Raw genomic sequence first — 13,282 nt, forward strand, 5'->3', positions numbered from 1 at the left:
GGGCACGGGCGGAGCTCGCCGTGCATCGCGGGTCGTCCGAACCTCGTTTTGGCTCGCAATGAGAAAGGGACGGCCCATACTTACCAAACGGCCTCGACGATATGAGCTCTTAGCCGCCGCTCTATCATCCCGCTCCCGAACCGTTTCGTCAGCGCCTCCGCCACGGCCTCGGTCACCGCCGATAGCGCTGAAGCGTCGCGCTCCTCGATTTCGTTGCGGACGGGCGTCCCCTGGCAGAAAGCTGTTGCGGCGTCGTAAGCGGACATGGGGCCATTTGCTTTCTCCAGCGTTTCGTGCGTGATGTCGTGAAAGCCGGCAGCCTCGAGGTCGGTTCTGATCCTCGCGGGGTCCGCGTAACCGTGCGGCACGCGGCGCATGAAGCTCGGCGGGTTTTCCGGAAAGCGCGCTTGCAGCGCCTCCACGGCCGCGTGCGCAAGCTCGTTTGCCTCGACCCTGTCCCACACGTTGAAGAGGAAGCGCCCGCCGGGCTTCAGCACGCGCCTCGCCTCGCGGTAGGCTTTGACCCGGTCGGGAAAGAACATCACGCCGAACTGGCATAGGACGACATCGAAGCTCTCGTCGTCGAGGGGCAATGCCATTGCGTCCGCCTGCTGCCAGACGACCCGCTCGTCATCACCCATCTTCGATTGCGCGACGTCGAGCATCGGCTGGTTGAGATCGGTCGCGACGAGCTGCGCCTCGATATCGAGCTTGGGCGCCAGCGCCCGAGTGACGACGCCGGTGCCGGCGGCGATTTCCAATACGTCGAGGGGTTTGAGGCGGGCAACCCGCTCGGCCAAGTCTATCGCATAGGGCTCGAAGATCAGCGGCACCATCAGCCGCTCGTAAAGCGCGGGTATTGCTCCGGCAAAGACCTTGTCCGCCTCCGTCATGTTCCCCTCCCGGTTTGTCCCGCCGCTCGCGACAACTGCGGCCTGGCTCCGGTGGCATGATACGCCTTTGCACCGCTTCCGCGAAGCCGTCTAGCGTATACAACGAGAAGATCGAATGAATCAGAACCCTGCGGCTGGTTTCGCACATTGGCGGCCGCATGCCCACGCAGAGTCAATGCGACGCCCAATCGCCCTTATCCCTGTGCTTGTCAAAGGGTTCCAGCATGATCGCGCAATAGTTATAATCTTTCCAACGGCCCCTCCCCCACACGGCAAAGGACGATCGCATGGCTCTGACGCTCTACATTCATCCGCTTGCCTCCTTCTGCCACAAGGTGCTGATCGCGCTCTACGAAGCCGGAACGCCCTTCGAGGCGAGGACCGTCGACCTGTTGGACCCGGAGGAGAATGCCCGTTACCTGGAAGTCTGGCCGGTCGGCAAGATCCCGGTGCTGCACGACGGCGCCCGCGACAGGATTGTGCCGGAAACCTCGATCATCATCGAATATCTCGATCGCCACTACCCCGGCAGCGAACCGCTGATCCCGCGCGAAGCGGCGCTGGCGCTCGAGGCACGGCTGTGGGACCGCTTCTTCGATCTCTACATCCAGGTACCGATGCAGAAGATCGTCACCGATACGCTACGCGCTTCCGGCGAGAACGACCGGCGCGGTGTCTCCGATGCGCATGCGTCGCTCGCCGTAGCCTATGATCTGGCCGAACGGCAGCTCAAGGGCCGGCGCTTTGCTGTCGGCGAGACCTTCACTATCGCCGATTGCGCCGCCGCACCCGCCCTCTTCTATGCCGGCATCGTGCAACCCTTCAGCGGCACGCATCCGGACCTTTCGGCCTATTTCGAGCGTCTGCTCGAGCGCCCATCCTTCCAGCGCACCCTCGCCGAAGCGAAGCCCTATTTCGATATGTTCCCCTATAAGGAAGCGATCCCGGCGCGCTTTCTTTGACCTCCGGCCGGGGGCGGCGCTTGTTTTCGCGCCCGCTCCGGCTACCTTCTCCGGCAACGACCACGCAAGGGAGCTAGACAATGGAATATCGTCTGCTCGGCCGCTCAGGCCTCAAGATCTCGACCATCACCATGGGAACGATGACGATCGGCGGCGGCGGCAATTTTGCCAAGGTCGGCAATGTCGGTGTCGAGGAGGCCCGCCGCTATGTCGATCTCTGCCTCGACGCCGGCGTCAACCTGATCGACACGGCCGATATCTATTCGACCGGCACCTGCGAGGAGATCCTCGGCGAGGTTCTCGGCGGCAAGCGGAAGAACGGCGTGCTTCTCGCCACCAAGGCGCGCTTTTCCATGGGCCCGGGCCCGAATGACGGCAACCTCTCGCGCCAGCACCTGATCAGCGCCTGCGAGGCGAGCCTCAAACGGCTGAAGACCGACGTGATCGATCTCTACCAGGTGCACGAATGGGACGGCCAGACGCCGCTCGAGGAAACGATGGAAGCGCTGGACACGCTCGTGCGCCATGGCAAGGTGCGCTATATCGGCTGCTCCAACTATTCCGGCTGGCACATCATGAAGGCGCTCGGCATCAGCGCGCTCGAGCATCGTCAGCGCTTCGTCAGTCAGCAGATCCACTATACGCTGGAGGCACGAGAGGCCGAATACGAGCTGATCCCGATCTCCATCGACCAGGGCCTCGGCATCCTCGTCTGGAGCCCGCTCGCCGGCGGCCTCCTCTCCGGGAAGCACCGGCGCGGCCAGGCGCCGGAAGGTACTCGTCAGCTCGCCGGCTGGAACGAGCCGCCGATCCGCGACGAGGAACGGCTCTGGAAGATCGTCGAAATGCTGGTGGCGATCGCCGCCGAGCGCAACGTCTCGCCCGCGCAGGTGGCGCTTGCCTGGCTGATCGGCCGCAAGGCTGTCACCTCCGTCATCATCGGCGGCCGCACCGAGGCGCAGTTCCGCGACAACCTCGCCGCCGCCAGCCTCAAGCTGTCGGACGAGGAACGCGAACTGCTCGACGCCGTCAGCCTGCCGCCGGTCATCTATCCCTATTGGCACCAGCTCTGGACCGCCAAGGACCGGCTCGGCGCGGCCGACCTGTCGCTGCTCGGACCGCATGTTTGAGCGGAGCAATGGGTTTCCCCGCGTTCGCTGAAGGCTACCCCCCTCTGCCCTGCCGGGCATCTCCCCCACAAGGGGGAGATCGGTCAGAAGCAAAGCCCTGCCCGAGTTGGCGCAGTCGAAACCAGCGAACGCGCATCGGAGCGCTGTAGATTGAACGAGACGTCAGCCGCTTGCTGATCTCCCCCCTTGTGGGGGAGATGCCCGGCAGGGCAGAGGGGGGTAGCAACGCCTCCCGCCCTCACCGCCTGTCCCCGAAAATCGCCCGCTCAAGGGACGGCGCCAGCGATTCCGCATAGGGCGTGGCGATATGATGGCGGTCGCGGAAAGTGAGCTTTCCGTCAATCACCGCAGGGCACGTGGTCCTGTTACAGAAGAGATCGACCACATCGACATAAGACGCATGCGTCTGCGAGGCGATCTTCCTTTCGGCGGCGGGAATGGTTTCCTCCACCGCCTCGCGGCGCGGCGTGTCGCAGACGCTCGGGCTCTTCTGCTGCCACAAGGCACGCGCGACGCATTTGTCGAGATAGGATTTGTGCACCGGCACGTCGCGCAGCAGCACGACGTCGCTGCCGGCGCGTTCCAATGTCTCGACCGAGCGTTCGATGCCTTTCGCCCAGTCCCGCACATCCATCTGGTGACTGGATATGGAATTGATGTCGTTCCTCACATAGTTCGACGAATATTGCGAAAGGATCACCATATCCGGCTTAAGCGCTGCGATCTCTCCGAAGGCCAGGCGCTTCCATGCATCGCACTCGTCATAGTTCCGCATCAGCACGCCGTTCCAGGTCGGCACGTCCGCTGCCGGGCAGGATGACTTCAGATAGGTGACGAGCCGCCAGCCATTCCTTTCCGCGATCTTCTTGAGCGGCGTCGACCAATGATCGGCATGGGAGTCGCCTAGGAGGACGATGGTCTTCTTCGGTTTGGCAGCGCCGAATGCGCAAGCCTTCGGCCGCACCGCCTCCCTTTCGAGCACGCAGGCCGAATCGAATTCCCGCGCCGCCGATTTGCGTTCGGCGCTTTGCTGGATCAGCCGCTGCTTGCCATCGAAGCTGTAGCCGGCCAAGGCGGCACTGCCATAGGCGACCGTCGTGCCGGCCCCGGTGAGCAGCGCGGCAAGCCCCAGCGATCGCGCCGTCTTCGCCGCCAGCCAGGCGTTGTGGCGGATCGGATTTTCGATGAAGTGATAGCTGAAGAGCGACAGGAGCAGCGTGACAGCCAGGCACAGAAGCCGATCGACGAGCGAGAGTTCCGGCTGGACAATGCCCGCATAGACGATGACCGGCCAGTGCCACAGATAGAGGGAATAGGAGAGCTTTCCGATTTCCTGCAACGGCCGGAGCGCAAGGACGGATTTCGGGCCGGCCGAGCCCTCATGCGCGCCGCTCAGGAGCACCAGCACCGTGCCGAGAACCGGCACCAGCGCGATCGAGCCGGGAAAGGGTATCCCCTCCGTCACCGTCAGATAGGCCGTGGCGATAAGCAAGAGCCCAAGCCAGCCAAGGGCGGGCGAAAAGCGGAAGCGCCGCGCCCATCGCTGCGGCAGCACCATCGAAGCAAGACCACCGCAAGCGAATTCCCAGGCGCGCAGGGGCGAGAAATAGAAGGCCCAAGGCTGCGACACGGCCGTCATGCGCCAGCACAGCGCAAACGAGATGGCAGCGACCATGGAGAGGAGAATGAAAAGACCCCCCTTCCCTGGCCTGAGCCGCGCGAGGAGGAGAAGCAGCGCGGGCCAGACGAGATAGAACTGCTCCTCGACCGAGAGCGACCAGAAATGGATGAAGGGATTGTTCGAGGCGTCCGAGGCAAAGTAGTCGACCGTCCACCGAATCAGCCAGAGGTTGATCATATAGGCCGAGGCGAACAGCGACCCCTTGGAATAGAACTGCTGCTCGGACGGCGCGAGGATGAAATAGCCGACGAGCAGCGTAGTCAGGATAACGAAAAGCGAAGCGGGAAGCAGACGGCGGGCACGGCGCGCGTAGAACCGCCAGAGATCGACAGTGCCGCTTTTCGAAATCTCCTGTTGCAGATGCCTTGTGATCAGAAAACCGGAAATGACGAAGAAGATGTCCACGCCGACAAAGCCGCCGGGCAAGCTGGTCATGCCGAAGTGGAAGGCAATGACGCCGGAGACCGCCAGGGCGCGCAGTCCTTCGATATCCGGACGAAAACTTCCTGAAGTTGCTGGTGTATTCATGCGAATAACGCCCTGTCCCTGGGCCACCCCCGACCGGCCGAAGGACATCAGCGAACCGGGGAGGCAAAGTTCCTTTTGCGTCGCAGCATCTTGCTGCAACGCGGCGTAACGGAGCGTGATCCTGGTTCAGAATATGGCCGCAATAAGGGGCCTGCCGTTTTGATCCCTCGTGCAACCGGCAATCCGACCGCTCATACGGCCGGCACGGCAATGCGGCCGAGGGTCCAGGAAGTCGTTGGCCTGCTCAGTGAATTTCGAGCAAAGGCAAGGGCTTGAGCCGAAAACCTCAACCGAGGTCGCTGCCAAATGATGCCGCCTTCTGCTTCGGGCAGCATGATCGTGGAAAAATATCGGCTAGGCGGCTTCCGCCATCCCACCGCGAATCAAATCGCCGAGCCGTCGGATACCTTCGTCGATCAGTTTGTCGCTGGCGCAGGAGAAACTCAAACGCAGCGTGTTTCCTCCGGAGCCGTCGGCGAAGAAGGCGCGGCCGGGAACGAAGGCGACCTTGGCGGTCTGGATCGATTTGGCCAGGAGTTCGGCGCCGTCCGTACCCTGCGGCAGCGTCACCCAGACGAACATGCCGCCTTCCGGCTTCGTCCATGTGACCCCGGCCGGCATGTATTTCTCAAGCGCCGCAAGCATGGCGTTGCGGCGGTGCCTGTAAACCTTGTGGATCTTCGCCACCTGTTCGTCGAAGCCGCGCTCGGCGACGGCGCAGATCGCTATCTGGTTGATGGTCGAGGAATGGAGGTCGGCGGCCTGTTTCATCAGCACCAGCTTGCGGATCACCGGCTCGGCTGCGCAGACCCAGCCGACACGAAGCCCGGGTGCCAGCGTCTTGGAGAAGCTGCCGCAGTAGATTGTCCGGGCACTGTTGATATTGCCCTTGCGGGCGATCTCCAGCGCCAGGATCGGCGGGATCGCCTCGCCGTCGTAGCGCAGCGACTGGTAGGCGGCGTCCTCGATGACCGGGATGCCGAGGTCCTCGGCGAGATCCAGAACCCGCTCTCGGCCGGCACGGTCCACCGTCTCGCCGGTCGGATTGGCGAAATCGGCAGAGAGATAGGCGAACTTCACCCGGCCGCCGGCCTCGGCTGCTGCCTGGACATAGGCTTCCGGGGTGCGGTTGCCGCCGGGGTTCAATTGATCGTAGTTCGGCTCATAGGCGTTGAAAGCCTGCAGCGCGCCAAGATAGGTCGGCCACGTGACGAGCGCCGTGTCCTTGGGCGAGAGAAACAGCTTGCCCAGATAATCGAGCCCCTGCTGGGAACCGGAAGTTATGAAGATGTTGTCGACCGTCGCGGGAATGCCGAGTGCCGCCATCTGCCTGGCAAGCCATTCGCGCAGCGGCCTGTATCCTTCGCTGACGGAATATTGCAGAGCGGCACTGACGGCCGGTCCGCCGAAGATCTCCGCATAGGCCTGGCTGAACTCTGCTTGCGGAAAGAGCTCGGGATCGGGAATGCCGCCGGCGAAGGAGATGATGTCCGGACGGTCGAGCAGCTTCAAGAGTTCGCGAATTTCCGAAGCCTTCATCCGGCTCGAGCGCGTGGCAAAAATGCTTTCCCAATTGAGCATGCGGCCCTTCCTCCTGGCGATGGCCCGGAGATGATCACAGCGTGCGATTTATGTCAATATTCCTGACCTATTTTGGCGAGTCCGCCTGCATAAGCATGGAAGGTATGCGTGGAAGCCGACTGTAAAGATGAGATGGAGGGTTCCGCTGACGGTCAGCCTGCTTGTGATTTGCTCTTTCACACTTCCACTGGCAACCCCGCCTTGCGCAGTCCGTCGAGGAAATGCTCGTAGTGAGCAGGATCGACGTACGGCGTCAGCATCCGCCAATAGTGGGTGATGTCGGATGGCACATTCGCCATGATTTCCGGAATGAGGCCACGGGCCTCTCCGTCGCGTCCGAGTTGCCCCAGGCTGGCAAGAAGCACGATCCGATTGAAATAACCCCGGCGGAGCGAGGCTCCCCGCTCCGAGTAATGCAGCGCCTCCTCATAGTCAGCGAGATGGTAGTGAGCGAGCGCGATACGATCGAGAAACAGGTAGGATATCGGGTCATGTGGGCTGAGCCTCAGTGCAGTATGTAATGATCCGAGCGCTTCAGCGAACTGACCAGTGTAGATCCGCGCCCAACCCAGGCCCATGTGGGCAAGCGCCAGATTTGGATTGAGGTCGACCGCCCGCTGCGCCTCGGCGACGGCCGCATGCGCCCGCTGTGCCGCGAAATGGGCAAGACACATGGCGTAGTGGGAATATGGATCGCGGTCCTCGAGCGCTACCGCGCGCTCGGCCGCGGCGCAGAGTTCGGCACCGTCGCGGTCGACATCGTCGCTGAAACCATGGAAACATCGGGCATAGAGCGCTCGGGCGAGCATCATGTGCGCGCGGCCGAAATCAGGATCAAGGGCAATTGCCCGGCGGTGCCAGGTGATCGCTTCCTTGAAATGCTCGGCTGTGTCTTGTGCATTGTGCAGCCACGTGCCGCGCATGTGGCATTCATACGCGTCAAGATTGTCCGTCCCGCGAGACAAGGCGCGGCGGCTCTCGCCGATCAGGATTTCCGGCTCGATCGCGCCGACGATGCTCTGGGCGAGTTCGTCCTGGATGGCGAAGATGTCGGCGAATTCGCGGTCATAGCGCTGCGCCCAGAGATGCACCCCGGTATCGGCCTCAACAAGCTGGCCGGAGACCCGTACACGGGTGCCGGCCCTGCGCACGCTCCCCTCGACGATATAGCGAACGCCGAGCTCGCGACCGATCTGTTTTGCGTCGACGGCTCGCCCCTTGTAGGCGAAGGAGGAGTTGCGGGCGATGACGAAGAACCAGCGATAAAGCGAAAGGGCGGTGATGATATCCTCGGCCAGGCCGTCGGCGAAATATTCCTGTTCCGGATCGCCGGACATGTTGACGAAGGGAAGCACCGCGATCGAGGGCTTGTCCGGAAGGGCGATCGGCCCGCCAGGCACCGCCGCCTCCGCCGAACCCGCCGGACGCCAATCGATTCCGTAGACCGCGACCGGCCGCGGGATGTTCTTGAGCTTTCGGTCGCCCAGGCGGACTATTGGAAAATCGAGCTTACCCTCGATCTGGTCATGCAATGCGCCCGAAACGCAAATTCCTCCGGGTTGTGCAACCTCCTGTAGCCGAGCTGCGACGTTGACGCCGTCGCCGAGCAGGTTGTTGCCCTCCGCGACGACGTCGCCCAGATTGAGACCAATGCGGAACTCCATCCTTCGGTCCGGCGCAAGATCGGCATTGCGGCGCCTGAGGATCCGTTGAATCGCGACGGCGGCGCGGGCCCCTTGTACGGCGCTCTGAAATTCAGCCACCACGCTGTCGCCAGCAGTTGCGAATATCCGCCCGCCATGCTCGGTCACAAGATCGGCGATAATAGAGCCATAAGTCCTCAGCGTCTCGAGCGTGCCTTCCTCGTTGGCAGCGACGAGCCGGCTGTAGCCAGCTACGTCAGCGGCAAGGATCACTGCGAGCTTGCGTTCCACGAGAACTGCCGCTCCTTCGGCACAGGGCCAGGATGTTTCAAGGGTAGCTTAAATACGAAAACCGGAGAAGCGCAAATTGGCAGCGGGATCAAGGCGGGGTTGTGTTCGGCCTAAACATAATGGGCCGGTGCGTCATCCGCAGGTTGCAAGCTCACGACGATTTTCTCCATTGGACGTTCAGGACTATTGGCGGCTGAGGGGGCTGACGATTGCTGGAGCCGAGATGGATTCGCGTGGCGAATTGTGCAACCGGTTGAAACCGGTGGTTACGGGCTCTCGCAGTGGAGATCGAGCGATGACAGAGGACCATGTCGGAAGCACCACAGAGTGACTGATCCGGCGCCCACCACAGCCCGAGAATTGGCTTGCCGATCGCAACTGCACCATCAGCGGCAGCCTTGGGCTGCCCGCAAGTACAGCGCGAGAAGCTACGGGCGCACGGGTGGCAGCGCGATTTCTACAGCATTGATAGCCTCCTTGAAGGAACTGAACCGCCCGACGGCGGTTTGGCCCCGTGTATCGCACCAAGCGATGAAATTGGAGGTTACATATGTTCAAGAAACTGTTGGTTGCCGCCGCGATATCGGCTGCTTGCGTGTCCCCCGCTCTCGCACAGGCGGATATTGTCTGCGATCAGGCGGGCATGACGAAGCTCGAAACGGAGGTGGGCCAGATTACCGACTCGGGACGCAAGGAGATGGCCCAGAAAGAGCTCGCCATGGCCAAGGAAGCATTGGCGGCGAATGACCAGGATAAGTGCAAGACACATATGGCAAATGCCATGAAGGGCAAAGACCCGATGTGATGCGGTCAAGCCTCGGCGCGGCCCCGTTGCCCGCACCATCCTTCCCTTCACCCACAATGAGAAGCCGAGGCACGGGCCCCGGCTTCCTCTGGCCTTGGGAGGTAAGGCTTAGTTCTTCGCCTTGTCGACCAGCTTGTTTTTGCCGATCCACGGCATCATGCCGCGCAGCTTGGCACCGACTTCCTCGATCTGGTGCGCGTCGTTGACGCGGCGGATGCCCTTGAAGCGGGCTGCACCCGAACGATACTCCTGCATCCATTCCGAGGTGAACTTGCCGGTCTGGATGTCTTTCAGGACGCGCTTCATCTCGGCCTTGGTCTCTTCCGTGATGATGCGCGGGCCGGTGACGTATTCGCCCCACTCGGCCGTGTTGGAGATCGAGTAGTTCATGTTGGCGATGCCGCCTTCATAGATCAGGTCGACGATCAGCTTCACCTCGTGCAGGCACTCGAAATAGGCCATTTCCGGCGCGTAGCCGGCTTCGACCAGCGTTTCGAAACCGGCGCGGATGAGCTCGACGAGACCGCCGCAGAGAACGACCTGCTCGCCGAAGAGGTCCGTTTCGCACTCTTCCTTGAAGTTGGTTTCGATGATGCCGGAGCGGCCGCCGCCGACGCCGCAGGCATAGGAGAGCGCGAGATCGAGCGCATTGCCGGAAGCGTTCTGGTGAACGGCGACGAGGCAGGGAACGCCGCCGCCCTTCTGGTATTCGCCGCGAACCGTGTGGCCCGGGCCCTTCGGCGCGATCATCACGACGTCGACCGATGCCTTCGGCTCGATCAGGCCGAAATGAACGTTGAGGCCGTGGGCGAAGGCGATCGCCGCGCCATCGCGGATGTTGCCGGCGATCTCTTGTCTGTAGATGTCGGCCTGCAGCTCGTCCGGGGTCGCCATCATCATCAGGTCGGCCCAGGCGGCAGCCTCGGCAACCGTCATGACCTTGAAGCCGTCGGCTTCGGCCTTCTTCGCCGTGGCCGAGCCGGCCTTGAGCGCGATGGCGACGTTCTGTGCGCCGGAGTCCTTGAGGTTCAGCGCATGGGCGCGGCCCTGCGAGCCATAGCCGATGATAGCGACCTTCTTCGACTTGATGAGGTTGAGATCGGCATCACGATCGTAATAGACGCGCATTGAACTTTCCTTCCCTTTGCTTGTCCGTTTCGCTTTGACGGTCCAGATGTCCGACCGCCGTTACCCTTTTCTGCCGTAGAGCGCGAGAAAGGCGTTCACCGCCCGCTCCGCCCTCAGGCCGAAATTCTTCTTCAATCCGCTCGGATCCTCGCCGAGCAGCATGCGCAAATGCCAGTCGGCGACGACGAGTCCATAGAGCGCGCCATAGGCCTCCTCCGCATCATCGAAGCCGAGAAGCCCCGCGTTGCGGCCTGCCTCGAGCAAGGCCCCTGCCCTGCGGCCGATCTGCCGGCGTCCGCGCTCCTCGAGCAGCCGGCCGAGCCTGGAGCCTTCGCGGCTTGCCTGGCCGATCGCCAGCCGGTTGAGCGCCAGCGACACGTCGCCGGCAAGCACCTCCAGCAGGTCCGTTGCGAAGGCGACAAGATGCGCCCTGAGCCTCGCCCCGTCCAGCGCCTCGCCAGAAACGTCGAGCGTCCTCACCTTGCTCGCCTGGAAGGCGATCATCGCCGAGAGCAACCCGTCGCGGTCGCCGAACCATTTATAGAGACTTTCCTTGGAGCAATTCGCCGCGCGCGCCACCCCCGCGGTCGTCAGCGCCCTCTCGCCGCCATCGACGAGGAGCCGCAACGCCTGTTCCAGAACGGCACCCTGACGCTCCGTCACGCCGCTTCCGGCACCTGCCTCCTCTGTCGCTCCGACACCTTGCACTTCACTGCCGCTCCATCAGTACCGTACGGTACGGTTCGCAACTTTTATTGAGACGGCAGCAGGACGTCAAGGCCGATTCTGCAACGCGGAAGCAATTGTGAAAGAAGCAGAAAGGTCCGGGAGCTCTCGTGCGATTTTGCTGCCTCTTGAGCCGAACCCAAGGTCACACCTTAGAAGAGATTCTCAAAGGAGATGCGATGGCTCGTAAAATCGAAGAAAACCAATGGCTGACCGCCGCCGATTGTGCCAAGCGCTTCGGCCTGACCGTCCGGGCGCTGCGCGTCTACGAAAGCCGCGGGCTGGTCTTTCCGAGGCGCACAGGCGAACTGGCGGCTCTATGGCGCCGCAGAGCTGGCTCGCCTGCACGAGATTCAGGCCCTGAAGCGCCTTGGCCCGAGCCTGTCGAAGATCACCGTCATCCTGGCCGCAGCAATCGACACTCGTGTTGCCTTAGGCAGTCGACTCTGGGAGTCGCGCGCGACGGCTTCGACGTCTGCCGCCGACGGACGCCTCGGCGGCATGTATATGTCGGCCCACGCTGTAGCGCACTGAGCCGGAGGCGCCCGCCTTTCGGCGCCTCTCGGCTGGCCTGCGCATCGGTCGCTTGATGCTTGCAGGCTGCAGCAGTCGCGCCGAGTCGGCCGCAGGCGAGCCTCAATCAGATGCGCTGTGCTCCGCCGATCCGCTCCCAGCGGCTGCCGTTCGATTGCGACTGGCGGGCGAAATAGTCATAGGGCGTGCTCGACCAGTCCCTGACCGAATTGGTCAGGTTGTCGAGCACAAGATCCCCTTCGCTGGTGCGGACGGTCAGTACCGTATGGCCATCGCCGTGATATCGGGCAACCGTCAGCAGCAATGCGGAGGCCGGCCAGCCGCGCTTCAGGAGCTCGCTCTTCTTCATAATTGCGAAATCCTCGCAGTCTCCATAGGCTGTCGGTACGCGCCAGTCGTCGGTCCTGCCGACATTCGCACGATCGCTGCGCTCCTTGATACGGGCATTGACGGCACTGTTGACTTGTCTGAGTTCGCTTACCTTTTCCGCGCCGAGGGTGACCGTTCCCCTGCCTCCGCCGGTTCTGCACAGCCTCGGTTCCCGCGAACAGAAGGTGTGGAAGGCCGGGGGCGCAAAAGCCTTGCCGGTCGTTTTCATGATCGTCCCTGCATCAGCCACCCTTGGGGCAGCGATCGACAATAGAATAGCGGTCAGCGCGATGAAGCGTTTCATGAAATTCCCCCAAAGGTAGTCGCACTCCCCAAAGCGCGACGTAGAGAGTTTAAATCATAAGGATTAGCCCGTGCTTGATTAGCTCGGAATAGGGCATTCTTGTGACGACCCTACTAATATTTCGTAAATTGACCGCCAGCATCTTTAAGTAAATCATCACTTTATTTTCATGATTTATATTTGCGTGGAGTAAAGTAATGAAAAGAATTCATAGATCGATATTTAGAACATTTTTCATGCTCTCCACGGCCTCGATAGCAGCCGTCGTTGTAGTTACAGACGCGGACGCAGTAGAGCGTCGGCGGATGACTGCAGCGCAATGCAGCCCGTTGACGGAAAACAACTTTGCAGCGTGCTGCGTTGCAATAAATCGATCGAGAATTCTTACTCCCGCGCAAATCAAAATGTGCCCGCCGTTGACGACAGCGGCCATAGGCGCCACTGCCCCCAGCCGCGATCGCAGCGATTCCGACGCAACTCGTCCGAGCACTGGCGGCAGCGGCGGAACCGGCGGTGGCGGCGGAGGAAGCGGCGGCGACGGCGGCAGCGGCGGAGGAAGCGGCGGCGACGGCGGCAGCGGCGGCGATGGCGGCGGCGACGGCGGCGGCGGCGGTGATGACGGCGGCAGCGGCGGCGGCGGCGATGGCGGCGGCGGCGATGGCGGCGGCGGCGGTGATGGCGGCGGCAGCGGCGGCGGCGATGGCGGC

At 62.4% G+C, this 13,282-nt stretch carries 11 protein-coding genes and 1 pseudogene; 5 read left to right on the forward strand and 7 right to left on the reverse strand.

Annotated elements, in window-relative coordinates:
• Nucleotides 1–80 precede the first annotated feature (80 nt).
• Nucleotides 81–893 (reverse strand): class I SAM-dependent methyltransferase, encoded by an 813-nt coding sequence (locus tag AU381_RS24050; protein ID WP_064244281.1) that lies wholly within the window; start codon nt 891–893, stop codon nt 81–83.
• A gap of 287 nt (nt 894–1,180) precedes the next feature.
• Here AU381_RS24050 and AU381_RS24055 point away from each other — a divergent pair, with 287 nt between their 5' ends.
• On the forward strand, nt 1,181–1,855 hold the full coding sequence (locus AU381_RS24055; RefSeq protein WP_064244282.1) for a glutathione S-transferase family protein: 675 nt from the start codon (nt 1,181–1,183) through the stop codon (nt 1,853–1,855).
• Between the two features lie 80 nt (nt 1,856–1,935).
• On the forward strand, nt 1,936–2,985 hold the full coding sequence (locus tag AU381_RS24060; protein ID WP_064244283.1) for an aldo/keto reductase: 1,050 nt from the start codon (nt 1,936–1,938) through the stop codon (nt 2,983–2,985).
• Nucleotides 2,986–3,223: 238 nt separating this feature from the next.
• Here the strand turns inward: AU381_RS24060 and AU381_RS24065 are convergent, their stop codons facing one another.
• The 3 genes from AU381_RS24065 to AU381_RS24075 all read right to left on the reverse strand — a co-directional run bounded on the left by AU381_RS24065 (nt 3,224) and on the right by AU381_RS24075 (nt 8,709).
• Nucleotides 3,224–5,194 (reverse strand): acyltransferase family protein, encoded by a 1,971-nt coding sequence (locus AU381_RS24065; protein WP_064244296.1) that lies wholly within the window; start codon nt 5,192–5,194, stop codon nt 3,224–3,226.
• A 354-nt stretch (nt 5,195–5,548) separates the two neighbouring features.
• A complete protein-coding gene (locus AU381_RS24070) occupies nt 5,549–6,775 on the reverse strand; it encodes an aminotransferase-like domain-containing protein (protein WP_064244284.1) in 1,227 nt (408 codons plus the stop codon).
• 176 nt (nt 6,776–6,951) lie between these two features.
• Complete coding sequence (locus AU381_RS24075; protein WP_064244285.1) at nt 6,952–8,709, reverse strand: adenylate/guanylate cyclase domain-containing protein; 1,758 nt, start codon at nt 8,707–8,709, stop codon at nt 6,952–6,954.
• Nucleotides 8,710–9,259: 550 nt separating this feature from the next.
• Between AU381_RS24075 and AU381_RS24080 the strand changes: the two genes are divergently transcribed.
• Nucleotides 9,260–9,514: a hypothetical protein gene (locus AU381_RS24080; protein WP_064244286.1), complete on the forward strand. Its 255-nt coding sequence runs from the start codon at nt 9,260–9,262 to the stop codon at nt 9,512–9,514.
• A gap of 108 nt (nt 9,515–9,622) precedes the next feature.
• Here AU381_RS24080 and ilvC read toward each other — a convergent pair whose 3' ends face one another.
• Complete coding sequence (gene ilvC, locus AU381_RS24085) at nt 9,623–10,642, reverse strand: ketol-acid reductoisomerase (RefSeq protein WP_064244287.1); 1,020 nt, start codon at nt 10,640–10,642, stop codon at nt 9,623–9,625.
• A gap of 60 nt (nt 10,643–10,702) precedes the next feature.
• Nucleotides 10,703–11,350 carry a TetR/AcrR family transcriptional regulator C-terminal domain-containing protein gene (locus AU381_RS24090; protein ID WP_064244288.1) on the reverse strand — a complete coding sequence of 216 codons (648 nt, stop codon included), beginning with the start codon at nt 11,348–11,350 and terminating at the stop codon, nt 10,703–10,705.
• A gap of 197 nt (nt 11,351–11,547) precedes the next feature.
• Here AU381_RS24090 and AU381_RS30835 point away from each other — a divergent pair, with 197 nt between their 5' ends.
• Nucleotides 11,548–11,958: a MerR family transcriptional regulator gene (locus AU381_RS30835; RefSeq protein WP_244520123.1), complete on the forward strand. Its 411-nt coding sequence runs from the start codon at nt 11,548–11,550 to the stop codon at nt 11,956–11,958.
• A gap of 50 nt (nt 11,959–12,008) precedes the next feature.
• Here the strand turns inward: AU381_RS30835 and AU381_RS24095 are convergent, their stop codons facing one another.
• Complete coding sequence (locus AU381_RS24095) at nt 12,009–12,575, reverse strand: transglutaminase-like cysteine peptidase (RefSeq protein WP_064244289.1); 567 nt, start codon at nt 12,573–12,575, stop codon at nt 12,009–12,011.
• 197 nt (nt 12,576–12,772) lie between these two features.
• On the opposite strand from AU381_RS24095, the pseudogene AU381_RS30840 reads away from it, so the two are divergent.
• A pseudogene (locus AU381_RS30840) lies at nt 12,773–13,282 on the forward strand (hypothetical protein); the annotation flags it as partial.

The sequence above is a fragment of the Sinorhizobium glycinis genome, assembly GCF_001651865.1.
Lineage (GTDB): Bacteria > Pseudomonadota > Alphaproteobacteria > Rhizobiales > Rhizobiaceae > Sinorhizobium > Sinorhizobium glycinis.